The 25,765-nt window shown below is 70.8% G+C and carries 24 protein-coding genes; 19 read left to right on the top strand and 5 right to left on the bottom strand.

The window, feature by feature from the left end; genetic code table 11:
* The first annotated feature begins 23 nt into the window (after positions 1–23).
* The 7 genes from MXD64_RS11340 to MXD64_RS11310 all read left to right on the top strand — a co-directional run bounded on the left by MXD64_RS11340 (position 24) and on the right by MXD64_RS11310 (position 5,164).
* Positions 24–464 (top strand): hypothetical protein, encoded by a 441-nt coding sequence (locus tag MXD64_RS11340; protein ID WP_017888824.1) that lies wholly within the window; start codon positions 24–26, stop codon positions 462–464.
* Positions 461–922 carry an ImmA/IrrE family metallo-endopeptidase gene (locus MXD64_RS11335; RefSeq protein ID WP_159556636.1) on the top strand — a complete coding sequence of 154 codons (462 nt, stop codon included), beginning with the start codon at positions 461–463 and terminating at the stop codon, positions 920–922. The genes MXD64_RS11340 and MXD64_RS11335 overlap by 4 nt, the downstream gene beginning before the upstream one ends.
* Positions 919–1,845, top strand: coding sequence for a hypothetical protein (locus MXD64_RS11330; protein ID WP_263136444.1), 927 nt, complete (start codon positions 919–921; stop codon positions 1,843–1,845). The genes MXD64_RS11335 and MXD64_RS11330 overlap by 4 nt, the downstream gene beginning before the upstream one ends.
* A gap of 157 nt (positions 1,846–2,002) precedes the next feature.
* Complete coding sequence (locus tag MXD64_RS11325; RefSeq protein ID WP_056070944.1) at positions 2,003–2,215, top strand: SCO4848 family membrane protein; 213 nt, start codon at positions 2,003–2,005, stop codon at positions 2,213–2,215.
* Positions 2,216–2,364: 149 nt separating this feature from the next.
* Positions 2,365–3,042, top strand: coding sequence for a response regulator transcription factor (locus tag MXD64_RS11320; RefSeq protein WP_017888828.1), 678 nt, complete (start codon positions 2,365–2,367; stop codon positions 3,040–3,042).
* A gap of 28 nt (positions 3,043–3,070) precedes the next feature.
* The gene (locus MXD64_RS11315; protein ID WP_017888829.1) at positions 3,071–4,456 is read left to right on the top strand and encodes a sensor histidine kinase; all 1,386 of its coding nucleotides are present in this window, start codon (positions 3,071–3,073) and stop codon (positions 4,454–4,456) included.
* Positions 4,457–4,504: 48 nt separating this feature from the next.
* The gene (locus MXD64_RS11310; protein ID WP_017888830.1) at positions 4,505–5,164 is read left to right on the top strand and encodes a PepSY domain-containing protein; all 660 of its coding nucleotides are present in this window, start codon (positions 4,505–4,507) and stop codon (positions 5,162–5,164) included.
* 10 nt (positions 5,165–5,174) lie between these two features.
* On the opposite strand, the gene MXD64_RS11305 is transcribed toward MXD64_RS11310, so the two are convergent.
* Entirely contained in the window at positions 5,175–5,474 is a 300-nt protein-coding gene (locus MXD64_RS11305; RefSeq protein WP_042538775.1) for a hypothetical protein, read from the bottom strand.
* A 79-nt stretch (positions 5,475–5,553) separates the two neighbouring features.
* Entirely contained in the window at positions 5,554–7,098 is a 1,545-nt protein-coding gene (locus MXD64_RS11300) for an amino acid permease (protein WP_017888832.1), read from the bottom strand.
* A 138-nt stretch (positions 7,099–7,236) separates the two neighbouring features.
* Here MXD64_RS11300 and MXD64_RS11295 point away from each other — a divergent pair, with 138 nt between their 5' ends.
* Positions 7,237–8,400: a mechanosensitive ion channel family protein gene (locus tag MXD64_RS11295; RefSeq protein ID WP_263136443.1), complete on the top strand. Its 1,164-nt coding sequence runs from the start codon at positions 7,237–7,239 to the stop codon at positions 8,398–8,400.
* A 104-nt stretch (positions 8,401–8,504) separates the two neighbouring features.
* Here the strand turns inward: MXD64_RS11295 and MXD64_RS11290 are convergent, their stop codons facing one another.
* Positions 8,505–8,696, bottom strand: a complete 192-nt coding sequence (locus MXD64_RS11290) for a hypothetical protein (RefSeq protein WP_111085947.1) — start codon at positions 8,694–8,696, stop codon at positions 8,505–8,507.
* A gap of 93 nt (positions 8,697–8,789) precedes the next feature.
* Between MXD64_RS11290 and MXD64_RS11285 the strand changes: the two genes are divergently transcribed.
* Entirely contained in the window at positions 8,790–9,941 is a 1,152-nt protein-coding gene (locus MXD64_RS11285; protein ID WP_056070958.1) for an SLC13 family permease, read from the top strand.
* 18 nt (positions 9,942–9,959) lie between these two features.
* Here the strand turns inward: MXD64_RS11285 and MXD64_RS11280 are convergent, their stop codons facing one another.
* Positions 9,960–10,931, bottom strand: coding sequence for a magnesium transporter CorA family protein (locus MXD64_RS11280; RefSeq protein WP_042538769.1), 972 nt, complete (start codon positions 10,929–10,931; stop codon positions 9,960–9,962).
* 114 nt (positions 10,932–11,045) lie between these two features.
* Entirely contained in the window at positions 11,046–13,799 is a 2,754-nt protein-coding gene (locus MXD64_RS11275) for a hypothetical protein (protein WP_263136442.1), read from the bottom strand.
* Between the two features lie 238 nt (positions 13,800–14,037).
* On the opposite strand from MXD64_RS11275, the gene otsA reads away from it, so the two are divergent.
* The 10 genes from otsA (at position 14,038) to serA (ending at position 25,757) form a co-directional block, all read left to right on the top strand.
* Entirely contained in the window at positions 14,038–15,630 is a 1,593-nt protein-coding gene (gene otsA, locus MXD64_RS11270; RefSeq protein WP_017888838.1) for an alpha,alpha-trehalose-phosphate synthase (UDP-forming), read from the top strand.
* Positions 15,623–16,405, top strand: a complete 783-nt coding sequence (otsB, locus tag MXD64_RS11265) for a trehalose-phosphatase (RefSeq protein ID WP_017888839.1) — start codon at positions 15,623–15,625, stop codon at positions 16,403–16,405. Before otsA ends, otsB begins: the two co-directional genes overlap by 8 nt.
* Before the next feature lie 70 nt (positions 16,406–16,475).
* Positions 16,476–18,170 (top strand): dihydroxy-acid dehydratase, encoded by a 1,695-nt coding sequence (ilvD, locus tag MXD64_RS11260; protein ID WP_017888840.1) that lies wholly within the window; start codon positions 16,476–16,478, stop codon positions 18,168–18,170.
* 45 nt (positions 18,171–18,215) lie between these two features.
* Positions 18,216–20,039 carry an acetolactate synthase large subunit gene (locus MXD64_RS11255; RefSeq protein ID WP_263136441.1) on the top strand — a complete coding sequence of 608 codons (1,824 nt, stop codon included), beginning with the start codon at positions 18,216–18,218 and terminating at the stop codon, positions 20,037–20,039.
* Positions 20,036–20,536, top strand: coding sequence for an acetolactate synthase small subunit (ilvN, locus tag MXD64_RS11250; RefSeq protein ID WP_017888842.1), 501 nt, complete (start codon positions 20,036–20,038; stop codon positions 20,534–20,536). The genes MXD64_RS11255 and ilvN overlap by 4 nt, the downstream gene beginning before the upstream one ends.
* 70 nt (positions 20,537–20,606) lie before the next feature.
* Positions 20,607–21,632, top strand: a complete 1,026-nt coding sequence (gene ilvC, locus MXD64_RS11245) for a ketol-acid reductoisomerase (protein WP_017888843.1) — start codon at positions 20,607–20,609, stop codon at positions 21,630–21,632.
* 209 nt (positions 21,633–21,841) lie between these two features.
* Positions 21,842–23,032 (top strand): mannitol-1-phosphate 5-dehydrogenase, encoded by a 1,191-nt coding sequence (locus tag MXD64_RS11240; protein WP_263136440.1) that lies wholly within the window; start codon positions 21,842–21,844, stop codon positions 23,030–23,032.
* A gap of 73 nt (positions 23,033–23,105) precedes the next feature.
* Positions 23,106–23,570: a hypothetical protein gene (locus MXD64_RS11235; protein ID WP_042538764.1), complete on the top strand. Its 465-nt coding sequence runs from the start codon at positions 23,106–23,108 to the stop codon at positions 23,568–23,570.
* Positions 23,567–23,950, top strand: a complete 384-nt coding sequence (locus MXD64_RS11230) for a hypothetical protein (RefSeq protein ID WP_263136439.1) — start codon at positions 23,567–23,569, stop codon at positions 23,948–23,950. The genes MXD64_RS11235 and MXD64_RS11230 overlap by 4 nt, the downstream gene beginning before the upstream one ends.
* 217 nt (positions 23,951–24,167) lie before the next feature.
* Positions 24,168–25,757, top strand: a complete 1,590-nt coding sequence (serA, locus tag MXD64_RS11225; protein ID WP_071252124.1) for a phosphoglycerate dehydrogenase — start codon at positions 24,168–24,170, stop codon at positions 25,755–25,757.
* Positions 25,758–25,765: the final 8 nt, after the last annotated feature.

The following is a 25,765-nucleotide window of genomic DNA, read 5'->3' as shown; positions in this document are numbered from 1 at the left end:
ACACGGCTGGGGAGGAGTCCGAGATGGACACGGGTGATCTGAAGGGCGGGGCGCTCGACGCCGCCGAGCTCGCGCGCCGCCTCAACCTGCTCCTCGACTTCGAGGAGTCCCAGCGCGGTGCCCCCGTGCCGTTCGCCTCGATCGAAGAATACGTCGCGGCCCACGGCGGGTCCCTGTCCCGGGCCAAGTGGACCTACATGCTCTCCGGCGACGGCCGCCGCAACCGCGACACCGAGCTCCTGCGCCTGCTGGCCGGGTTCTTCGAGGTCGACGAACGCTTCCTGCTCGAGGACAGCGAGGTACCGGAACGCATCGGCGCCCAGCTCGCCCTCGTCCGGTCCCTGCGGTCCGCCCGCGTGAGCGGCTTCGCGGCGCGGACCTTCCCCGGCGAACTGTCGCCCGACGCGCTCCGACGCATCGCCGAGGTGCTCGAGGAGGAATCGCAGCGGGGGAGCGTCGCATGACCGACGCGCTCGTCGACGCCTTCTGGGCTCGTGGTGCGGCAGAGGGCTGGTCGGACGTCGACCAGGCCGTCGCTGCCGCGGCCGACGTCGTCGGCAAGCCGATCGTGGTGCGCGAGGAGTCGTTCCTGGCTGCCGAGCCCGTCTGCGGCTTCGTGGCCACGCTCGACCACGCGCACCTCGTGATGATCTCGCCGACCGCGTCGCCGACCTTCCGGTCGTTCGTCATCGGCCACGAGCTCGGCCACGTCCTGCACCGGCACCAGGAGCACGCCCCGCAGAGCGCCTACATCCGCGACGTCATCCCCGACCTGCCCGAGTACAAGGTCGAACGGGCGCTGGCCCGTGGGCTGTTCTCGAACACGTACGAGCACGAGGCCGAGGTCTTCGCCGACCGCCTGGCCACCGTGATCCGCCAGCACCGCGGCCGCCCGAGTGCCTTCCGCGGGGTCTTCGGGTGATCATCGCCGTCGTCCAGGCGGTGCTGCTCCTCGTCGGGACGATCGTGCTGCTGGTCCTGCAGCGCGGGCAGGACCGCACCCTCGCGTTCACGTTCCTGCTCTTCGCCGCCACCATCGTCACGAACGTCGACCCGCTGTACCGCTGGCTCGATCCGCGGCTGGGTGGGTTCAACGTCGTGACCGTGATCAGCGACTGCCTCATGGTGGCCGGCACGAGCACGCTGCTGTGGGGCGTGGCGAAGGCGGTCGGGGCGGCACGACCCTGGCTCCGGAACGCGGTCCTGGTGTCCTTCGTGGTGGTGGTCGTGGTGGTCCTCGTCGCGTTCACCGTGCTCGACAAGCCCGCGACCACGACGACCTTCATGCTCGACGCCGGTTCGCACCCGGCGGCCACGGTCTACTCGATCGCGCAGACCGTCTACCTCGGTGTGGCACTCGGCGCGACGGGCTTCATCTGCGTGCTGCGCCTGCGCGAGGCCCGGACGACCACGGACCTGGTGGGATTGTGGGTCCTGGTCCTCGGCGGCGTGCTCGGGGTCGTCCGCATGGTCGTGGTCGTCGTGATGGACGTCGCCCACGTCGTCGGTGACCTGCAGGTCACGCACGCGCTCTCGCTGCCCTACGACGTCACCACGCCGGGAGCGGTGCTGTGCGTGGCGTCCGGGATGCTCCTGCTCGTGTTCGGGCACCGGATCTCGCGCCGACGCCGTGCCCGCAGGGTGGACGCAGCGCTGCAGCGTCTGGCGCCCCTGCACGAGCGGCTCGGGGTGGACAACGCCTACCCGCCGACCGACGACCCCGCGACGCTCCTCAGCCGCCGCATCGTCGAGATCAACGACGGGGTCCGCGGTGCACGGGCGTCCCTGACCGAGTCGGAGCGTGCCGTCCTCGCCGATGCCGAGGCCGCCCTCGAGACCGCGTAGCCGTTCGGTGCTCGACGCTGTGGGGCATGCCGTGTACAGTCTGTAGCAAGTGCTACAGATCCTGTGGCCTCGCCGGGTCGGGACTCGGCCGCGTTGGGGGCGGCCGAGCACCACCCGCCCGGTCTCGTCCCGGTCGTGGGTTGTCTAGGATCGGACCGTGCTCGTCTTCGCCGCAGTCGTCCTGTTCCTCGGTGCCGTGTTCAACGTCATCACCTGGCCGCGCTTCTTCCAGCGCGTCGCGACGGACACGCGTGCCCGTGACGCCGCCGGCAAGCCGACGACGTTCTACACGGTGCACCTCGTGCTCCTGCTCGTCGCGCTCGCCATCGCCGTCGCCTCCGTCATCGCGGGGATCCTGCTGCTGGTCTGAGCCCGCGCAGGCGGGCTGCGCGGCCCTGGTCCGGACCACCGCCGGACAGGAGGCGCGTGGCGGTGCCGCCACGGGCCTCCCGTCCGCCCCTGGCCACGATCGCGGGCCGCTTCAGCCCTGCTTCAGCGGGGCACGGCAGGATCGGTGCCATGCGTGTGCTGGTGGTCGACGACGAGGTCCGGCTCGCCGATGGGGTGCGCCGCGGGCTCGAGGCCGAGGGGTGGGCGGTCGACGTCGCGAACGACGGCGTGGACGGCCTGTGGCACGCGCGGGAGTTCCGCTACGACGCGATCGTGCTCGACCTGATGATGCCCGGCCTGAGCGGCTGGGCCGTGTGCGCCCAGCTCCGTGCCGACGGTGACTGGACCCCCGTGCTGATGCTGACCGCGAAGGACGGCGAGTGGGACCAGGTCGAGGCACTCGACGCGGGGGCCGACGACTACGTCACGAAGCCGTTCTCGCACCCGGTGCTCGTCGCCCGGCTCCGGGCGCTCGTCCGCCGCGGCGCACGGGAGCGCCCCACGGTGCTGACGCTCGGCGACCTGGTGGTCGACCCCGCGGCGCGCACCGTGGCCCGGGGCGGGACCCAGGTCGAGCTGACCAGCCGCGAGTTCGCCGTGCTCGAGTACCTCGCACGGCACCCGGGGCAGGTGCGGTCGAAGCGGGACGTCATCGAGAACGTCTGGGACGTCGACTTCGAGGGGGACCCGAACATCGTCGAGGTGTACGTCGGGCACCTCCGTCGAAAGCTCGACCGGCCCTTCGGGCGTGCCGCGATCGAGACGGTCCGCGGCGCCGGGTACCGGTTGGCGGCCGACGGTGGCTGACGGGTCGAGCCCGGGCACGCGTCCCGGCGTGAGCGGGGCCGCGCCGACCCGACCACGGCGCTTCCGATCGGTCCGCGCCCGGACCACCCTCGGCGCGGGGCTCGTCGTGCTCGCGGCCCTGGTCATCGGCGCGGTGGCGTTCGTCGTCGTGCTGCGGCTCGTGCTGCTCGACGGCGTGCGCACCTCGGCCGAGGCCGGGCTCGAGCAGGTGTCCTCCCGGGTCGAGGCGGACGGCGCGTCCGCGGTCACCGACTACGAGGACGTCCTGGTGCAGGTGATCGGCGACGGCGGAGCGGTCCTGGCGCACGGCGAGGACGCGGACGGCGACGCCCTGCCCACCGCCGACGAGTCCCGGTGGTCCCACGACGGTGAACGGTGGCTGCTCGTCGCGGACGACGTGGACCTGCCGGGCGGCGGCGAGGCGACGCTCGTCTACGGCGCCTCGCTCGACCAGGCCGACACCGCGGTCCGCACCGCCGTCGCGCTCCTCGCGGTCGGGGTGCCCGTGCTCGTGCTGCTGCTGGTGGCGGTCACCTGGGCCGTCACCGGGCGGTCGCTGCGGCCCGTGGAGCGGATGCGCACCGAGGTCGAGACGATCCGTGCCGCCCACCCGGACGCTCGGGTCGAGGTGCCGGACACCGGTGACGAGGTCGCGCGGCTCGCGACGACGATGAACGCGATGCTCGACCGCCTCGACCGGTCCGCGGAGAGCCAGCGGCGGTTCGTCTCCGACGCCTCCCACGAGCTCCGGTCACCGATCGCGTCGATCCGGCAGCACGCCGAGGTCGCCGTCGCCCACCCGGAACGCTCCGACGTGGCCGACCTCGCCGACGTCGTCAGGTCCGAGGCGGTGCGCCTGCAGGACCTCGTCGCCGGGCTCCTCGAGCTCTCCCGCCTCGACGAGGGCGGGATCCGGGCACGGCGCCCCGTCGACCTCGACGACCTCGCCCTCGACGCCGTGGCCCGCGCACGAGCACGGGCCACGACCGGGGCAGAGGCCGGGGCCTGGTCCGGACCGGACGGCGCCGTGCGCGCGGTCTGGGTGGACGGCTCGGCGATCTCGGCGGCGCGGGTCCTCGGCGACGAGCGCGTGCTGGCCGGAGTGGTCCGGAACCTCGTCGACAACGCCGTCCGGCACGCGAGCACCCGCGTCGCAGTCTCGCTCACCGAGCACGACGGGTCGGCGGTGCTCACGGTGGACGACGACGGCGCCGGCGTGCCCGAGGGCGAGCGGGAACGCGTCTTCGAGCGGTTCGTCCGTCTCGACGAGGCCCGCAGCCGCGATGCGGGCGGCGCGGGCCTCGGACTCGCCATCGTGCGGGACGCCGTCCGTGCGCACGGTGGTGACGCGACCGTCGTCGCGTCACCACTCGGCGGCGCCCGGTTCGTCGTCCGCATCGCACTCGGCGGCTGAACAGGTCGCTTCAGGCCTGCTTCAGCACCCCGACGAGATGCTCGTCACATGAACTTCCGCACCCAGCACCAGAAGCCGTCCGCCCGCCGCGTCGCCGCGTTCGCCGCCCTGCCGATCGTGGCGGCTCTCGCCCTCACCGGTTGCGCCAGCGACGACTCCGACGACGACACGGGCTCGGCCGGCTCCGGCTCGGTCGGCTCGTCGGCCACGGACTCCGCCGGCAGCGGCAGCGGCACCGGCTCGTCCTCGCCCGGCGCGGCGGCGGTCGGCTCGAACAAGGCCCTGCTCGCAGCGGTCGCCACCGCACGCGGCGAGGTCGGCTCGGGCACCGTCATCTCGGTCGAGCAGGAGCAGGGCGCCTCCGCCTACGAGGTCCTCGTCGTGACGAAGGACGGCACCGAGCACGAGGTGCACACGAACGCCGACGGCACCTCGGTCGCCGGCACCCCGCAGACCGAAGCCGGCGACGCGGACGACACGGCCGAGCACGAGCGCTTCGTCACAGCCGCCGACCTGAGCGTCAAGCAGGCCGTCGACGCCTTCCAGGACCTGCACGCCGGGACCGTCACCGAGCTCGGGCTCGACGACCACGTCGGCACGGTGGTCTGGGAGGGCGACGTGCTCGACTCGTCCGGCACGAAGCACAGCGTGCGCATCGACGCCGGCTCCGGTGACGTCGTCACCGACCGCGTCGACACCGACGACTGACCCTGCGTCCTCAGGACTCCAGCGGGGGCCCGAGCACCTTCCGGATCGCCAGCGCAGCGAGCTGCTCGTCCGGGGTGTCGAGCAGCACCCGGTAGGTCTCCTGCTCCGCGACGAACTCGACGCAGACCGCGTCCTCGTCGCACGGCCCGAGGCGCCACCCCTGCACGGCGTCCATCGGCACCACCGTGCGTGCCTCGCGCTGGTAGTCGGTCTCGGCCTCGAGCCGGTCCGCGAACACCCGGAGGCGTCCGAACGCACCCCGCCAGCTGAGCTGCAGGTCGAGGGTGGGGGAAACAGAACGGTCCGGCACCCGCTGATGGTAGCGACGGGTGCCGGACCGTTCGTGATCGCGCGGTGCGGCCTTGCGTTCCGGGGACAACCGGGGCGTGCTAGACCCCGTCTCCGTTCCGGTCGTCGTCACGGCGGACCTGGGCAGCCGGGTTGCGGACGCCGATCGGGTACGGACCCGTGACGCCCTCGCGCAGGGCGGCGATGCGCAGGATGCGGTCGCGCTGCAGGAACCAGCCGACGATGAGCAGCGGGATGATGACCACGAGGGACGCGATCGTGTACGTGCCGACCGGGTAGTCGATCGCCATCAGGACGATGACCGAGGCGAGGAACGCCAGGGTCAGCCAGGCGGTGACCGGAGCGCCGGGCAGCTTGAACGAGGGTTCCTTCGCCAGACCCTGCTTGGCCCACTGGCGCAGCCGCATCTGGCACAGGATGATCGTGCCCCACGCGGTGATGATGCCGAGACTGGCGATGTTCAGCGCGATCTCGAACGCCTGCTTCGGGACGAAGTAGTTGAGCACGACACCCGCGACGGTGAAGGCCGCCGTGAGCAGGATGCCGGCGTACGGCACACCGCCCTTCGACATCTTCGTGGTCCACTTCGGCGCGGACCCGTTCATGCCCATCGAGTGCAGCGCCCGGCCGGTCGAGTACAGGCCCGCGTTCAGCGACGACAACGCGGCGGTGAGCACGACGAAGTTCATGATGCCGCCGACGATCGCGCCGACGTGCGGGTTGCCGAGCGACGAGAAGAACGTCACGAACGGGCTCTCGCCGTCCTTGTACGAGGTGTACGGCAGCAGCAGGGAGAGCAGGACGATCGACCCGACGTAGAACACCGCGATGCGGAAGACGACGGAGTTGATCGCACGCGGGATGACCTTCTCGGCGTTCTGCGTCTCACCCGATGCCGTGCCGACGAGTTCGATCGCGGCGTAGGCGAAGACGACGCCCTGGATCACGATCACCGCGGGGAGCAGCCCCTTCGGGAACAGCCCGCCGTTGTCACCCCAGATCGTGAACCCGGTCCGGACGGCCTCGCCACCGGCCTCGACGGGGAACGCGAAGACGAGCCAGACGATCGCGACGACCAGGAACGCCACCAGCGCGGCCACCTTGATCAGGGCGAACCAGAACTCGAGCTCGCCGAACACCTTCACGGCGACCATGTTCGCCGCGAGGACGACGATCAGGGCGATCAGTGCGAGCAGCCACTGCGGCGCCGCGGTGAAGGCGGACCAGTACTGCAGGTAGATCGCGACGGCGGTGGTGTCGACGATGGAGGTCATCGCCCAGTTCAGGAAGTACATCCAGCCGGCCGCGTACGCGAACTTCTCGCCGTAGAACTCTCGGGCGTACGAGATGAAGGACCCCGAGGACGGCCGGTGCAGCACGAGCTCGCCGAGTGCACGCAGGATGAAGAAGGCGAAGACGCCGGCGACCAGGTACGTCAGCGCGAGCGCGGGGCCCGCGGTGTGCAGTCGTGCGCCGGCACCCAGGAAGAGCCCGGTGCCGATCGCGCCGCCGATCGCGATCATCTGCAGTTGCCGGGGCTTCAGACCGTGCTGGTAGCCCTCCTGCTCGTGCGAGAAGTCGTTCGCCGGCGCTCGGTTCACACCCGTGTCGTTCTGCGCTGTCATGCGCGACAACCTACATGCGCTCCGGACCGGGCCGTCACGCAAACCCCCGTTCCGACGAACGGAAGCTGCTGAACGTCCGCACAGCCGACGGCGGCCCGAACCTGAACGACGGCCGTCGTCCGTTGCTTGCATGGAGGGATGGACATCCTCCTCCGACTGCTCGTCGCGACCGGGTTCGCCCTGCTCGTCACCGCCGTCGTCGCCCTCGTCCTGCACCTGGTCCTGCGGGCGGTCGCGCGCCGGGAACGCTGGGCCGGCGTGCTCTCTCGCCGGACGAAGCACCCGTTCCGGACCGTGCTGCTGGTGGTGCTGCTCTGGATCGCGTTCACCTCGAGCATCCCGCGGAACGCCGACGCCTACCCGTGGCGGGACGAGGTCGTGCACGGCTTCCTCATCGTCACGATCGCGGTCGGCTGCTGGCTCGCGTGCCACGTCGCGATCTTCCTCGAGGACCTCGGGCTGCACCGCTTCCGCATCGACGTGCCCGACAACCGGCAGGCGCGCCGCATCCGCACCCAGGTGCTCATCATCCGTCGGCTCACGGTCGCCCTGCTCGTCATCATCGCCGTCGGAGCGATCCTGCTGACCTTCGACGGGGTCGAGGCGGCGGGCGCGAGCGTGCTCGCCAGCGCCGGCCTCATCTCCGTCGTCGCGGGCCTCGCCGCGCAGTCCACACTCGGCAACGTGTTCGCCGGCATGCAGCTCGCCTTCTCCGGGTCGATCCGGGTGGACGACGTCGTCGTGGTCGAGCAGCAGTGGGGGCGGATCGAGGAGATCACGCTGACCTACGTCGTCGTGCACCTGTGGGACGACCGGCGGTTCGTGCTGCCGTCGACGTACTTCACGAGCACCCCGTTCGAGAACTGGACGCGGACCGGCAGCGAGCTCCTCGGCGCCGTCGAGTTCGACCTCGACTGGCGGGTGAGCCCGGCCGACATGCGCGCCGAGCTCGACCGGATCCTCGAGACGTCGACGATCTGGGACCGCCGGGTCAAGGTGCTCCAGGTCACCGACGCCGTCGGGGGACTGGTCCGCGTCCGCATCCTCGTGACGGCGCCGGACGCCGGCGGCCTGTTCGACCTGCGCTGCTACGTCCGCGAGGAGATGGTCGAGTGGATCCAGCGCACCCACCCGGACGCCCTGCCGGTGCAGCGCGTCCAGCTCACCGAGCCGACGGCGCCCCGCCGACGCGGACGCGGTCGCGCGACCGAGGGCGACTCACAGCTGTTCGGCGACGACGAGCGCGGCGCGCTCTTCACCGGACCGATCCAGACGTCCGGCATCCCGGAGTCCGAGCGCTGACCCGGTGACGTGACCGCGTGCCGTGCACGGGACGGACGACGGACGGGAGGCCCGTGGCGGATCCGCCACGGGCCTCCCGTCATCTCGGTGGTCGCGTTCGCGACCTACGGCTGGCGTGCCTTGACGGCGCGGTCGTCCTCGACGACCGTGCCGATCGCCACGATCGTCGTGGCGATCCACGCGACCCAGGTCAGCGCGAGCCGCCAGTCACGCGGTCCTTGTCGGGTGGTCTGCAGCACGCTGTAGCCGCTGATGAGCGAACTCCACACCGCACCGTTGAACATGAACTTGCGCACAGAGGCCTCCTGTCGTCGTGCTGACAACGCTACCGGCCCGTACATTGGAGCGCCGCCGGTCACCCGGCCGCGGCACCGGGTGAAGGAGCGTTCGTGCGTCAAGCGGTCATCGGAGCGGCCCTGCTCGTGGTCGGCGCGGTCTGCGTCGTGTTCGGGTTGCTGCCCCTCGACGACCTCGCCGTGCTCGCGGACCGGGTCCTGCCGGTCCTCGGGTTCGTGCTCGGGCTGACGATCGTCGCCGAGCTCGCTGCGGACGCCGGGGTCTTCGACCGCCTCGCCGACGTCGCCGCCCGGGTCGGTGGCGGGCGCACCATCGGCCTCTGGGGCGCGGTCGTCGTGCTCGCCGTCCTCTGCACCGTCTTCCTGTCGATCGACACCACCGCGGTGCTCCTCACCCCCATCGTGATCTCGCTCGCACGGCGCGTGGGTCTGCCCCCGATGCCGTTCGCGCTGACCACGGTCTGGCTCGCGAACACCGCGTCGCTGCTGCTGCCGGTGTCCAACCTGACCAACCTGCTCGCCGTCGACCGGATGGGGCTCGACGGCCCGCTGGCGTTCGCCGGGCTGATGGCCTGGCCCGCGGTCGCCGGCGTGGTCGTGCCGTGCGTCGTCCTGCTGGTGGTGTTCCGGGGCAAGCTCTTCGGCCGCTACACACCGGTGTCCGTCCGCAAGCCGAGCGACCCGGTGTCCTTCTGGGCTGCCTCCGCCGTGCTCGTCGCGCTCGTCGTCGCCCTGACCGCCGGGGTGACCGTGTGGATCGCCGCGGTCCTGGCCGCCGTGGTGCTCGTCGTGGTCGCGGCGTTCCGGTCGCCGTCCGAGCTCCGGGTGTCCCGCGTGCCGTGGTCCACCCTGGTGTTCGCCGCCGGGCTCTTCGTGGTGGTCGAGGCGCTGCACACGACCGGCATCACCGACCCGATCGTGCACGCGCTGCAGGGTGGAACCGGAACGGGGCCGCTGCTGCTGCTCGGTGGTGCCGGCGCGGTGGCGGCCAACGGCATCGACAACCTGCCGGCGTACCTGGTGCTCGAACCAGCTGCCGGGCACGAGGCCCTGCGGTACGCGGCACTGCTGATCGGTGTGAACGCCGGTTGCCTCATCACGCCGTGGGCCTCGCTCGCGACGCTGCTGTGGCACGCACGGCTGTCGGCCGAGGGTGTGCACCTGTCGTGGGGCCGGTACATGGCGCTCGGGTGCATCGTGGCGCCGCTCACCGTCGTCGCCGGGGTCCTGGCGCTCGCCCTCTGACGCGGGCGGGGCCGTCGCTCAGAGCCAGTCGCGGGTCTTGAAGACGCGGTAGAGCACGAGCGACGACGCGGTGATGATCGCGAGCGACGCCCAGAGTCCGCTCCAGGCGCCCTCGCCCGGGAACGCGACGTTCTGCCCGAAGAAGCTCGTCACCCCGGTCGGGATCGCGATGATCGCCGCCCAGCTCGTGACCTTCTTCATCACGGTGTTCTGCCGGTTCGATGCCAGGTTCAGGGTCGTCTCCAGCACGCTCGACACGGCGTCGCGGAGCTGTTCGACCGAGTCGGCGATCGAGACGAGGTGGTCCTCGACGTCGCGGAAGTAGGGCCGGATGCCGTTCGAGATCGTCTCCGCGTCGCCGTGCAGCAACGACGCGACGCTGTCCCGCGTCGGCACGACCAGCCGCCGGAGCACCCCGAGGGTCTTGCGGAGCCGGAACGACCGTCGCTGGACCTGCTGCTCACGGGGATCGCCCGGCTCGAACAGGTCGTCCTCGAGCGCATCGATCTGCCGCTCCAGGTCCTCGACGGTGTCGGTGGCCCGGTCGACGACGGCGTCCAGCAGCGCCCACACCAGCCACGGCACGCCGTGTCCGGCCATGTCGGCGTTCGCGCTCAGACGGTGCTCCATCCGGGCGGTGTCGACGTCGGACCCGTGGATCGTGACGAGGGCGCGTTCCGTCACGAACGCCTTGACCTCGTGCGTGATCAGGTTGCCGGCGTCGTCCGTACCGCCCACGTCGTAGACGACCAGGAACAGGCTGTCCCGGTACCGGTCGAGTTTCGGGCGTTGGCCGTGCTCGACGGCGTCCTCGACGGCGAGGGCGTGGATCCCGAGTTCTTCCTCGATCTGCTCGAGGTCGGCCGACGTCGGGTCGGTGTGGTCGATCCACACGAAGGTGTCCGGGTCGGCGACGAGGTCGGAGATCCGGTCGACGGGGAAGTCCCGCTCGACCGTGTCGCCCTTGCACCACGCCCGTGTCCTGACCATGTCCGTCAGCCTACTGAGACGGCCGACCCGCGAGGATCGCGGGTCGGCCGTCGTGGTGCCGGGGAGTCGGTGCAGCGACTCCCGTTCAGCCTGAGCCGATCAGTCGGCTCCTGCTCAGTACGCCGAGACGAGCTTGCCGTCCTCGACCTTCAGGTACTCGCTCACGCTGAACGAGTCCTCGCCGCGCTTCTTGTCACCGAGGTAGGACTTGTAGTCGTACGAGACGCTCCCGTCCTTCGTGCTCGTCACCATCACGGTGCCGGAGCGTGATGCCTCGACCTCCAGCTCGGGCATCGACGTGACGTCGTACCGCACGCCGCCGTCGGCGTCGTACGGTCCGTACCAGGGGCAGCCGCTCAGGGCGCGGAGCTCGGTCTTCTCGGCGCAGTCGTCGATCAGGTCGGACACGTACTGCTCGGCGTCCTGCTCGAGGGCCTTGGTGGCCTTCGGCGCGAAGTCGACGTAGCCGGACGAGACCGCCCCGACGCTCACCTTCTCGGTGCCGCCGGTGAAGTACTTCGACCCGCCGACCGAGACCTCGTAGCTGCCGGGGTAGGCGAGGGACGTGAACTTGCCGTCGCTGATCTTCCCGATCTCCTTGCCGCCGACGGTCACCGGTGCACCCTCGAGCACTTCGGACGCCGTCAGGGTCACCTGCTGGGCGAGCGGCTGCGTGACACGCCACTCGTCCTTCACCAGGAACGAGGTGCCGGTCCGGCGCAACGTCACCTGACCGGAGCGGTTCTTGCCGTCCTGCGTGTAGCTCAGGGTGGCGATCGCCGAGTCCCCGGTCTGGGCGACCCGCCCGACGTGGATGTCGGACGGACGGTCCTTCGCACTCCGCAGCACCTTCGTGTCGAGCATCGCGGCGTCGTCCGGCACGTCGCTCAGGTCGGCGGCGGTGTCGGCGTCACCGCTGGCGATGGCCTGCACGTACGACTTCACCGTCGGGGCCGGGCCCCACACGTTGGCGCGGAGGACGCTCGTCGTGACCGCACCCGCGACGACGACCACGATCACGGCACCGCCGGCGATGAGCGAACGGACCAGGATCTTCTTGGCCCGCGGGGACATCGGGGCGGGGGCCGGGGCGCCCCCGCCGATGAACGGCTGCGACCCGTACGCCGGCTGACCACCGGACGCCGGCTGCGCCCCGTAGGGCGGCAGGTTGCCCGCGCCGTAGGGCGGCTGCGACCCGTACGCGGACTGCGGGGCGGACCCGGACGGCGGGTACGGCGCCTGCTGGTCGGCGGCCGGGGGAGTGGTCCACGCGGCGGCAGCCGGATCGCCGGCAGCCGCCGGAGCACCCGATGCACCGGGAGCATCCGGCACACCGGGCGCGGCAGGCGCACCGGGAACGGTCTGGTCGGCGGGAGCCGCCGGGGCAGCGGGCATGCCCGTGTCGGCGGGGGCTGCGGCCGGGAACGCCTGCGGCACCACGGGGCGGGGGTCCGCCCCGACCACACGCGACGTGCGGAGCACCACGGCACCGCCGAGACGGGGCAGGAGCACCGGAGCCAGGTACCGGGCGACGACCTCGATCGCGCCACCCCACAGGGCGAAGACGATCGGCGTCCAGGGCGCGATGCCGATCGACCCGGACCCGTCCACCGAACTCGTGCTGCTCACCTGGTACGAGACGACCCCGGTGCCGAGGACGAAGAACAGCAGGCCGAGGGCGAACCACACGAGCGGCGTGACGACCCAGTCCAGCGTCGAGCGCATCCGGTCGTTGCGGCGGACGGCGAGTGCGAGCCCGGCCACGATCGAGGTGACGACGACGAACAGCACGACGAGCCAGGTCCAGCCACCCGCTCCGCCGAACACCGAGGCGGTGTCGCTGGCTGACCCGAAGCCGGACGTGCCCACACCACCGAAGAACCCGAGCGCCGTGAGCCCGATCGCGACGTTGCCGAGCAACAGCGGCAGTGCGGAGCCGTAGGAGGGCTGGGCGATGAGCGCGACGACGATGACGACGACGGCGACCAGCACGACGAGGACCGTCAGCTGCGACGCGGCGACGCGGAGCGTGCCGAGCAGACGGGCGGCGAAGACGCTGCGACCGGCGAGCACGGAGGGCCGAGCGAGGAGCGCCGCCAGGGCACCGATGACGAACGCCCCGAGGATGCTGCCGACACCGACGGCGTGCACCGGCTCGATGACCGCACCGGAAACCGACGGGAACCGGATCGCGAACAGTGCGGCCGCGACGTTCGTGAGCACCGTGGTCACCAGACCGGAGACCACCGCGGTGACGAGCACCTGGGAGCGACCGAGTGCACGGCTGCGGATCCGCCGGGTGAGCACGACGGCCAGCACGACCTGCGCGGCGAACACCAGCGCCGGCACCACGGCGAGCGAGCCCGATCCGGAACCGAGGAACCCGATCGACCCGGACAGGTGCAGCCGGCCGAGGTCGGCGAGGGCGACGAGCTGCGCCGGCGCACCGAGCAGGACGCTCACGCCGGAGAGCAGGGACTCCACGTCGGGGGCCTGACCCGCGCCGAGGTCGGTGCCGGACCCGGAGGACGGAGCGGCCGAACCGCTGCCGCCGGACGCGAGCAGCCCGACGGTGATGAGCAGGGAGAGCCCCGCGACGACGGAGGCCGCGACCCAGCCGCCGACGGCGGCGAGGACGGCCGCCAGCCAGTCGCGACCGGACACGGACCGCAGGAAGCGACCGAACGCATCGGACGGCTGCGCGGCGGGGGCGGGCTGACCCGGCCACTGCTGCGGGCCTCCAGGCTGCTGTTGCTGCTGCCAGGCGGGCTGGCCGTTCCAAGCCGGCTGGCCGGGGCCGGGCTGGCCGCCGGGCTGGCCGCCGGGCTGCGACGGCGGGACGGGCTGATTGGGCGGGTTCTCGCTCACGGCTGGGGGTCCTCTCCGACCGGGAGGCCGGCGCCGCACTCCAGCACCCGTGTCCCCCCGACACGTGCCTGCAGCGTAGCGGAACCGCCGATCGCCCGTGAATGTGCTGTCCCCACGCTGGTAACTTCGGCAGCGCACCCGGCGCAGCACGCCGGACCCGGCACACCACGCCGGCCGACGCACCGACGCACCCGACGCACCCGGCTCCGGCCGGGCGGAACGGAGATCACACCACCCCATGCCTGCAGACCGCACCGAACAGACCCGCTACTCGTTCGTCGTCGCCTCCAACCGTCTCCCGGTGGACCGCGTCGTCGACCAGGACGGCAACGAGGGCTGGCGGCACTCGCCCGGCGGCCTCGTCACCGCCCTCGAACCCGTGATGCGCGCGAACGACGGAGCCTGGGTCGGCTGGGTGGGGCAGGCCGAGGTCGAGGTGGCACCGTTCGACAACGAGGGCATCCACATCGTGCCCGTGCCGCTCTCCGACGACGACGTCGAGGAGTACTACGAGGGCTTCAGCAACGACACGCTCTGGCCGCTGTACCACGACGTCATCGAGCACCCGAGCTACCACCGTGACTGGTGGAACGCGTACAAGCGGGTCAACGAGCGCTTCGCCGAGCAGATCGCCGAGATCGTCGAGCAGGACGGCATCGTCTGGGTGCAGGACTACCAGCTGCAGCTCGTGCCGGCCCTGCTCCGGGCGAAGCGTCCCGACCTGACCATCGGCTTCTTCAACCACATCCCGTTCCCGCCGGTCGGCATCTACGCGCAGCTGCCGTGGCGTGCGCAGATCCTCGACGGGCTGCTCGGCGCCGACGTCATCGGCTTCCAGCGTCACGACGACGCCAGCGACTTCCTGCGCGCGGTGCGGCACATCAAGGGCTACACGACCAAGGGCACCACGATCGACGTCCCCGTCGACGACCCGGCCGCCCCGCGCAGCCGCAAGGGCATCACGGTCCGTCACGTCGAGGCACGGCACTTCCCGATCTCGATCGACGCCGAGAGCTTCGAGGCGATCGCCCGCAAGCCCGAGGTGCAGGAGCGTGCGCGGGAGATCCGCGCGAGCCTCGGCAACCCCAAGACGGTGCTGCTCGGCGTCGACCGGCTCGACTACACCAAGGGCATCCGGCACCGCATCAAGGCCTTCGGTGAGCTGGTGGAGGACGGCCGCATCGCGGTCGAGGACGCCACCCTCATCCAGGTCGCGAGCCCGAGCCGCGAGCGTGTCGACTCGTACGCGGCGCTCCGCGACGAGATCGAGCTGAGCGTCGGCCGCATCAACGGCGACCTCGGTGTCATCGGCCACCAGCCGATCTCGTACCTGCACCACGGCTACCCGCGCGAGGAGATGGTGGCGCTGTACCTGGCCGCCGACATCATGCTCGTCACGGCGCTGCGGGACGGCATGAACCTCGTCGCGAAGGAGTACGTCGCCGCCCGGTTCGACAACGACGGCGTGCTGATCCTGTCCGAGTTCGCCGGGGCAGCCGACGAACTCAAGCAGGCCGTGATCGTCAACCCGCACGACATCGGTGCGCTCAAGGACTCGATCGAACGTGCGATCCAGATGCCGCGTCGCGAGCGGTCGACGCGCATGCGTGCGCTCCGCAAGCGGGTCCGCGACAACGACGTTGCGCGCTGGTCGCGCTCGTTCCTCGAGGCGCTCGACCGCCACGCGCCGCGGAACGCCCAGATCGACCCGTCCGCCGCCGACCCGCGCGAGCAGCACCGTGAGGCGCAGACCGACAACATGTCGATCTTCGACCAGGACGCCCAGTCCGCCAGGGCTGCCGAGGACACCCGGGAGGCACGTGATGACTGAGACCACCACCGACCAGTCCGCCATCGACGCGGCCCTCGAGACGCTCGCGGCTGCGCCGCGACTCATCGTCGCCCTCGACTTCGACGGCACGCTGGCCCCCTTCGCCGACGACCCGTCGCAGGTCGGGGCGCTGCCCGGCTCGTGGGCGGCGGTGCTGACCCTGCACCGCGCGAAGGACACCGAGGTGGTGCTGGTGTCCGGGCGTCCCCTCGGCAGCCTCGCCGAGGTGACCCACGCGCCCGAGGACATGGCGCTCGTCGGCTCGCACGGCGTCGAGTGGCGCGTGGACGGCCACGACGAGGCCGCGCTGACGGACGACGAGGTCGATCGTGTCGCACGGATCGGTGCGGCGCTCGACGAGGTCGGGGCACGGTTCCCGGGCGTCGTCATCGAGCACAAGCCCGCCGGGCACGGGGTGCACACCCGACGTGTCTCCGCCGAGGTCGCAGCCGAGGCGGACGCGGCGGCGAGCCGTGCTGCGCACGAGGCCGACCCCGAGGTGCTCGAGCGCGGTGGCAAGGACATCGTCGAGTTCGCGGTGCGGCACGTCACGAAGGGTGACGCCATCGCCCGGCTCCGCGACCTGCACGGCGCCGACGCGGTGTTCTTCGCCGGCGACGACGTCACCGACGAGGACGCCTTCCGCGTGCTCGGCGACGGCGACGTCGGGGTGAAGGTCGGACCGGGCGAGACCCGGGCCGGGTACCGCATCGCCGACCCGGCGGCACTGACCGGGGTCCTGAAGCAGCTGGCGAGGCTGCGCGCCACCCGCTGATAACGGCCCCCGAGCATGAGAAAGCACGGGGGTGGACGGCTGGTATCCCAAACCGTCCTAGACTCATCCCATGCCTGATATCGACGTCAAGCCGCGCAGCCGGGTCGTCACCGACGGGATCGAAGCAACCACCTCGCGTGGCATGCTGCGGGCCGTCGGTATGGGAGACGAGGACTGGAGCAAGCCGCAGATCGGCATCGCGTCCTCGTGGAACGAGATCACGCCCTGCAACCTGTCGCTCGACCGTCTCGCACAGGGTGCGAAGGAGGGCGTGCACTCCGGTGGCGGATACCCGCTGCAGTTCGGCACCATCTCCGTCTCCGACGGCATCTCGATGGGCCACGAGGGCATGCACTTCTCCCTCGTCTCGCGTGAGGTCATCGCGGACAGCGTCGAGACCGTCGTCAACGCCGAGCGCCTCGACGGCACGGTCCTGCTCGCCGGCTGCGACAAGTCGCTGCCCGGCATGCTGATGGCCGCCGCACGCCTCGACCTGGCGAGCGTCTTCCTGTACGCGGGTTCGGTCATGCCGGGCTACGTGAAGCAGGCCGACGGCACGATGAAGGAAGTCACGATCATCGACTCCTTCGAGGGCGTCGGCGCGTGCAAGGCCGGCACCATGAGCGAGGAAGAGCTGAAGAAGATCGAGTGCGCCATCGTCCCCGGCGAGGGCGCCTGCGGTGGCATGTACACCGCGAACACGATGGCCTCGGTCGCCGAGGCCCTCGGCATGTCGCTGCCGGGTTCGGCTGCTCCGCCGAGCGCGGACCGTCGCCGTGACTACTACGCGCACCGCTCCGGCGAGGCCGTGGTGAACATGCTCGAGCACGGCATCACCGCACGCCAGATCCTCACGAAGGAAGCCTTCGAGAACGCGATCGCCGTCGCGATGGCCCTCGGCGGTTCCACCAACGTCATCCTGCACCTGCTCGCGATCGCCTACGAGGCCGAGGTCGAGCTGTCGCTGGACGACTTCAACCGCATCGGCTCGAAGGTCCCGCACCTGGCCGACATGAAGCCCTTCGGCAAGTACGTCATGGTCGACGTCGACCGCAACGGCGGCATCCCCGTGATCATGAAGGCGCTGCTCGACGCGGGCCTGCTGCACGGCGACTGCATGACCGTGACGGGCAAGACCGTCGCCGAGAACCTCGCCGAGATCGACCCGCCGGCACTCGACGGCGAGGTCTTCCGCACCCTCGACAACCCGATCCACGAAACCGGTGGCCTGACCGTCCTGCAGGGTTCGTTCGCACCCGAGGGCGCCGTGGTGAAGACCGCGGGCTTCGACGCCTCGGTCTTCGAGGGCCCGGCTCGTGTGTTCGACCGTGAGCGCGCGGCGATGGACGCCCTGACCGAGGGAGGCATCCAGAAGGGCGACGTCGTCGTCATCCGCTACGAGGGCCCCAAGGGCGGCCCAGGCATGCGCGAGATGCTCGCCATCACGGCGGCCATCAAGGGCGCCGGCCTCGGCAAGGATGTACTACTCTTGACCGACGGTCGATTCTCAGGCGGCACAACCGGCCTCTGCATCGGCCACATCGCACCGGAAGCAGTGGACGCAGGTCCAGTCGCTTTCGTTCGTGATGGCGACCGCATCCGTGTCGACATCGCGGCTCGTTCGCTCGACCTACTGGTCGACCCGGCCGAGCTGGAGGCCCGCCGTGATGGCTGGGCCCCGCTGCCCCCGCGCTACACCCGCGGAGTCCTCGCGAAGTACGCCAAGCTCGTCAAGTCCGCTGCCCAGGGCGCGGTCACGGGCTAGCGTCCGACACCCGCACCACCGCCACCACTCAGGCAAGGACCACTCATGCCCACGGAAGCAACTCCGTTGTCCGCGGCCGCCGGTGCACGCCGGTCGCCGGAGATCCTGACCGGCTCGGGAGCCGTCCTCCGGACGCTCGAGCACCTCGGGATCACCGACGTCTTCGGCCTGCCCGGCGGAGCCATCATCCCGTTCTACGACGAGCTGATGGCGTCCACCACGATCCGGCACATCCTCGTCCGTCACGAGCAGGGCGCCGGCCACGCCGCCGAGGGCTACGCCTCGTCGTCCGGCAAGGTCGGCGTCGCCATCGCCACGTCGGGTCCCGGCGCGACGAACCTCGTCACCGCCATCGCCGACGCCTACATGGACTCGGTGCCGTTCATCGCGATCACCGGCCAGGTGTTCTCGACGCTGATGGGCACCGACGCCTTCCAGGAAGCGGACATCGTCGGCATCACGATGCCGATCACGAAGCACTCGTTCCTGGTGACCGACCCGGCCGACGTGCCGGCGACCCTCGCCGCGGCGCACCTCATCGCGACGACCGGTCGCCCCGGCCCGGTGCTGGTGGACATCACCAAGGACGCGCAGCAGAAGTCCGCGCCCTACGTGTGGCCGCCCAAGCTCGACCTGCCCGGCTACCGCCCGGTCACCAAGGCGCACGGCAAGCAGATCACCGCGGCCGCCCAGCTGCTGTCCGAGGCGCAGCGTCCGGTGCTCTACGTCGGCGGCGGCGTCATCCGCTCCGGTGCGACCGCCGAACTCCTCCGCTTCGCCGAGGCGACCGGTGCGCCGGTCGTCACGACGCTGATGGCGCGCGGCGCGTTCCCGGACTCGCACCCGCAGCACCTCGGCATGCCCGGCATGCACGGCACGGTGCCGGCGGTGCTCGGCCTGCAGGACAGCGACCTGATCGTCGCCCTCGGTGCCCGCTTCGACGACCGTGTCACCGGCAAGGCCGACGAGTTCGCGCCGGACGCCAAGGTCGTGCACGTCGACATCGACCCCGCCGAGATCTCGAAGATCCGCTTCGCCGACGTCCCGATCGTCGGCGATGCCCGCGAGGTCCTGGTCGACCTGCTCGACGCCTGGGGTGGCATCGCGGTCGAGGACCGCGCCTCGACGGAGGAGTGGTGGGCGGAGCTCCACCAGCTCAAGACCGACTTCCCGCTCGGGTACGCCGAGCCGACCGACGGGCTGCTCGCCCCGCAGGGCATCATCAAGCGCATCGGGGAGCTCTCCGGCCCCGAGGCCGTGTACGCCTCCGGTGTCGGGCAGCACCAGATGTGGTCCGCGCAGTTCATCAAGTACGAGCGGCCCAACGCCTGGCTCAACTCCGGCGGTGCCGGCACCATGGGCTACTCGGTCCCCGCGGCGATGGGAGCGAAGGTCGCCCAGCCCGACCGCGTGGTCTGGGCGATCGACGGCGACGGCTGCTTCCAGATGACGAACCAGGAACTCGCGACCTGCGTCATCAACGACATCCCGATCAAGGTCGCGATCATCAACAACTCGTCGCTCGGCATGGTCCGGCAGTGGCAGACGCTGTTCTACGACGGCCGGCACTCGTTCACCGACCTCGAGACGGGGCACGCCTCGCGCCGTGTGCCGGACTTCGTGAAGCTGGCCGACGCGTACGGTGCCCTCGGCATCCGCGTCGAGAAGGCCGACGAGGTCGACGCCGCGATCGAGCTCGCCCTCGCCACCAACGACCGTCCGGTGGTCATCGACTTCGTCGTGAGCCGTGACTCCATGGTCTGGCCGATGGTCCCGCAGGGCGTCAGCAACTCGTCCATCGAGTACGCCCAGGCACTCGCGCCCACCTGGGACGACGAAGACGCCGACATGACGGGAGAAACCGCATGAGCCACGTCCTCTCCCTCCTCGTCGAGGACAAGCCCGGTCTGCTGACCCGTGTCGCCGGACTGTTCGCCCGACGCGGGTTCAACATCGAGTCGCTCGCCGTCGGCAACACCGAGGTGGACGGCCTCAGCCGGATCACGGTCGTCGTCGACGTCGAGGACCTGCCGCTGGAACAGGTGACGAAGCAGCTCAACAAGCTGGTGAACGTCATCAAGATCGTCGAACTGGACTTCTCGCAGTCGGTCCAGCGCGAGCACATGCTCGTGAAGGTGCGCGTCGACAACCAGACGCGTTCGGCGGTGCTCGAAGCAGTGAACCTGTTCCGTGCCCAGGTCGTCGACGTGGCGACCGACTCCCTGATCGTCGAGGTGACCGGCGACCCCGGCAAGATCCAGGCGATCCTCCGCGTGCTCGAGCCCTACGGCGTCAAGGAGCTCGCCCGTGCGGGTCTCCTCGGCATGGGCCGCGGACCGAAGAGCATCACCGATCGGGTGCGCTGAGCGCCCGTCACACCCTTCCCGGGCGCCGACGGTGCCCGGCACTCCCACAGAACCAAGGAGACACACCCTCGTGACTGACATCGTGTACGACGCTGACGCCGACCTGACGCTCATCCAGGGCAAGAAGGTCGCGGTCATCGGCTACGGCTCGCAGGGCCACGCCCACGCACTCAACCTCCGTGACTCGGGCGTCGAGGTGAAGATCGGCCTCAAGGAGGGCTCGAAGAGCCGGCAGAAGGCCGAAGAGGCGGGCTTCGAGGTCCACACGCCGGCCGACGCCACGGCCTGGGCCGACGTCGTCGTCATCCTCGCGCCGGACCAGGTCCAGCGCATCGTCTACGCCGAGGACATCCGCCCGAACCTCAAGCCGGGCGCGACGCTCGTCTTCGGCCACGGCTTCAACATCCGCTTCGGCTACATCGAGGCCCCCGAAGGCGTCGACGTGTCGCTCGTCGCGCCGAAGGGCCCCGGCCACACCGTCCGCCGCGAGTACGAGGCCGGCCGTGGCGTCCCCGTCATCGTCGCCGTCGAGGTCGACGCGTCCGGTTCCGCCTGGGACCTCGCGTGGTCGTACTCCAAGGCCATCGGCGGGCTCCGCTCCGGCGGCATCAAGACGACCTTCACCGAGGAGACCGAGACCGACCTGTTCGGTGAGCAGGCCGTCCTCTGCGGTGGTACCTCGCAGCTCATCCAGTACGGCTTCGAGACCCTGGTCGAGGCGGGCTACCAGCCGCAGATCGCCTACTTCGAGGTCCTGCACGAGCTCAAGCTCATCGTCGACCTCATCTGGGAGGGCGGCCTCACCAAGCAGCGCTGGTCGATCTCCGACACCGCCGAGTTCGGTGACTACGTCTCCGGCCCCCGCGTGATCTCGCCGGACGTCAAGGAGAACATGAAGGCGGTGCTCGCGGACATCCAGAACGGGGCCTTCGCGAAGCGCTTCATCGACGATCAGGACGCCGGCGCCCCCGAGTTCAAGGCACTCCGCGCCAAGGGCGAGGGGCACCCCATCGAGGCCACCGGCCGTGAGCTCCGCGCGCTCTTCGCGTGGAAGCAGAACGACGGTGACTACGTCGACGGCTCGGCCGCGCGGTAGTCTTCCGAGAACACTCGACGACGAGGCGGCGGTGCACCCTGCACCGCCGCCTCGCGATGTGACCCGAACGTTATGCAGCAGCTCTTCTCCAGCCCCCACGCCGCGGACCGGCATGCCTCCGCGCTCCCCGCGGCCGATTCCCGACACTCGTCGGCCGTGCTGCGCTCCGGCGGTCAGGACCGCCCCGACCAGCATGGGATGATCGTCGGATGGCGGTGACGAAGCGAGCGGTCCACATCGGCGCCGGCAAGATCGGGCGCGGGTTCGTGGGCCAGTTCCTCGTGGCGAGCGGCTACGAGCTCACCTTCGTCGACGTCGACGAACGCGTGGTCTCGGCCCTCAACGAAGCCGGACGCTTCGTGGTGCACGAGGTCGGCGAGATGCCGGTCGAGCACCTCGTCTACGGGTTCCGTGCCCTGAACAGCAAGACCGACCGCGAGCGCGTGGTCCGGGCCATCGCCGAGGCCGACGTCGTGACCACCGCAGTGGGGGCCCGCACGCTCCCGCTCGTCGCGCCGCTCATCGCCGAAGGGCTCGCGGCACGACCGCTCGAGCACGGCGACGTCACGATCGTCGCGTGCGAGAACGCGTTCAACGCGACCGACTCCCTGCACGCCAGCATCCGCCGCGCTCCGATCCTCGAAGACCGCGACATCGCCGCCGTCTTCGCGAACTGCGCCATCGACCGCATCGTGCCCGACCAGTCCGGCGTCCTCGGCCAGTCGGGTGGCCTCGACGTCGTGCTCGAACCGTTCTACGAGTGGGTCATCGAGCGCACCCCGTTCCTGGGTTCCGACGCCGAACCGCCGACGATCGAGGGCGTCACCTGGGTCGACGACCTGCAGCCGTTCGTCGAGCGCAAGCTCTACACGGTGAACACCGCCCACGCCACGGCCGCCTACCACGGGTACGTGCGGGGCATCCGGCTCATCCGTGAAGCCCTGGAGGACGACGCTGTCCGCGCCGAGGTCGACGGCGTGCTCGCCGAGACCACCGCGCTGCTCATCGCGAAGCACGGCTTCGACCCCGAGGACCACGCGCGCTACGTCGCCGCGAACCTGTCCCGCATCGCGAACCCGCACCTGCCGGACTCCACGGCGCGAGTCGGACGCAATCCGCTCCGCAAGCTCGGCCGTCGTGAACGCTTCGTCGGCCCGGCATCGCAGCTCGCCGAGCGCGGCCTGCCCGTCGAGCACCTGCTCGGGGCCGTCCGTGCGGCACTCGCCTTCGACGACGAGAACGACCCGGACTCGATCGAGCTGCACGCGCTCCTTCGTTCCGGGGCGACCGCGCACGCGCTGACCGAGATCCTCACGGGCCTGATGGAGAGCCACCCGCTCTTCCCGGCAGTCCGTGACGTGGTCGCCGGGGTGCTCGCGACGCAGCCTGCCGACGTCTGACCGACGCCGCCGCCGCGCCACTCGCCGACACCCGCTGGTCCGCCCGACGTCGCGTCCCTCGTAGAATCGGGGCATGACCACGGCAGCATCCCCACCAGACGGGTCGATCGACCCGGACGTGCCGAACGCCGTCGACACCGACGACGCCGCCCTCAGCTGGGGTGACGCCGACGACGCCACGCACGTCGACGCGGCGCACAACCCGGTGGCGGTCCGCGACCGCGGAGCGCGCGACCCCGAGGCCCCCGAGACCTCCGGTGCACTCGTCGGGTTCGGCATCTTCGGTGGCCTCTACCTGCTCTACACGGTGGCCTGGCTCCTCACCGCGTCGACCGCGTACGTCTCCGGCGTCGACACGGTCCTGACGCTCTTCGTCGAGGTGCTCCGCTTCCTCGCGATCCTCGCGCCGGCACTCTGGTTCACGGTGGTGCTCTGGGCGGCGCGCAGCAGCCGCACGCGGACCCGCCTGCTCTGGATGCTCCTCGGTGCCGTCGTGCTCTTCCCCTGGCCGTTCCTCCTGACGCGGAGCTTCGGGTGACCGGGGCAGTGCCGGCGACGACCCGCCGGAGCAGCGCCCCCGTGGTCGCGAAGCTCGTGGTCTGGGTCGTGTTCGCGGCGCTGTTCGCGTACATGACGGTGCAGGCCGTCGGCAACCTGACGCAGATCAACCAGCGAGTGGACGCCTTCAACGCGTTCCTCCAGACGACCTCCGGTGGCGACTCGCTGCAGACCAGCACCCCGTGGCTGTGGCTCGTGCTCGACATCCTCATCGCGCCGGTCGCGTTCGTCGCGGCGATCGTCATCACCCGGCGTTCGAGCCTGCCCGTCACGATCGCGGTGTTCGTGGTCGCCTTCGCGGGCGCCGGCGCCCTCTGGCTCGACCTCCAGCTGTTCGTCCCGACGCTGCTGGACTTCTGACGCGACCCGCCGACGGCCAGGAGGCGCGGTGCGGCACCGCCCCGCGCCTCTCCCCACCGGCACGGCCGGACCGCCGCTGGCGCGGCGCTCCGGAACCGGCGGCGTGGGCCCTGGCCGTCGTGTGGTTCTCCACAGGACCGCTCCCGCGGTCGTCACCACCGGCCCGCGTCGATAGCATGGTGGGATACCAACCGTCTCGAGTGAGGAAACAGCTGCTGTGTCGAAGCCGGTCGTCCTGATCGCCGAAGAACTCTCGCCCGCAACGGTCGACGCCCTCGGGCCCGACTTCGAGATCCGGAACGTGGACGGCACCGACCGTCCGGCGCTCCTGGCGGCGCTGTCCGACGCGCACGCCGTCCTCGTGCGGTCCGCCACCAAGATCGACGCCGAGGCGATCGCCGCGGCACCGAGCCTCAAGGTCGTCGCCCGTGCCGGTGTCGGCCTCGACAACGTCGACATCAAGGCGGCGACGACCGCCGGCGTGATGGTCGTGAACGCGCCGACCTCGAACATCATCTCGGCGGCGGAGCTCACGGTCGGACACATCCTGTCGCTCGCGCGGCACATCCCGGCCGCTCACGCCTCGCTGGCCGCCGGTGCGTGGAAGCGCTCGTCGTACACCGGTGTCGAGCTCTACGAGAAGACCGTCGGCATCATCGGCCTCGGCCGCATCGGCGCGCTCATCACCCAGCGGCTGCAGGCCTTCGGCGTGACGGTCATCGCGTACGACCCCTACGTCACCACGGCACGTGCGCAGCAGCTCGGGGTCGAGCTCGTCTCCCTCGACGACCTGCTGCGTCGGGCGGACTTCACCACGATCCACATGCCGCGGACGCCGGAGACGCTGGGCATGATCTCGGACGCCCAGTTCGCGCTCATGAAGCCGACCGCGTTCGTCGTGAACGTGGCCCGCGGCGGCCTGATCGACGAGGACGCCCTGCACCGGGCCCTCACGTCGAACACCATCGCCGGTGCCGGTCTCGACGTCTTCGTCGCCGAGCCCCCGAAGGACTCGCCGCTCCTGGCGCTGCCGAACGTCGTCGTGACGCCGCACCTCGGCGCCTCCACCGACGAAGCGCAGGAGAAGGCGGGCGTCTCGGTCGCCAAGTCGGTCCGTCTCGCCCTCGGCGGCGAGCTCGTCCCCGACGCCGTGAACGTCGCCGGCGGGGTCATCGACCCGTACGTGCGCCCCGGCATCCCGCTCGTCGAGAAGCTCGGCCAGGTCTTCACCGCGCTCGCGACCTCGCCGGTCACCAGCATCGACGTCGAGGTGCACGGCGAGCTGGCCGAGTACGACGTCAGCGTGCTGAAGCTCGCGGCACTCAAGGGTGTTTTCACCGACGTCGTGAGCGACCAGGTCTCCTACGTCAACGCCCCGCTCATCGCGGAGCAGCGCGGGGTCACCGTCCGTCTGATCACCGAGACCGACAGCCCCGAGTACCGCAACGTGCTCACCATCCGCGGCGCGCAGTCGGACGGCCCGGCGATCAGCGTGTCCGGCACGCTCACCGGCCCGAAGCAGGTCGAGAAGCTCGTCGAGATCAACGGGCACGACGTCGAGGTGCCGCTCGACCGGCACCACGTCGTGATGGAGTACACCGACCGACCGGGCATCGTCGCGGTCTACGGCAAGGAGTTCGGCCAGGCCGGCATCAACATCGCCGCGATGCAGATCTCGCGCGAAGCCGCGGGCGGCCAGGCGCTGAGCGTGCTGACGGTCGACTCACCCGTCCCTGCCGAGATCCTCGAGCACGTCCGCTCGGCGATCGACGCGTCCTCGCTCCGCGAGATCGACATCACGCTCTAGGGGAGTGG

Origin of the sequence: Curtobacterium sp. Arg-1 (assembly GCF_025643395.1) — a bacterium.
Classification (GTDB): domain Bacteria; phylum Actinomycetota; class Actinomycetes; order Actinomycetales; family Microbacteriaceae; genus Curtobacterium; species Curtobacterium poinsettiae.
Note: the sequence above shows the minus strand (reverse complement) of the source record. Positions and strands in the feature narration are given on the sequence as shown.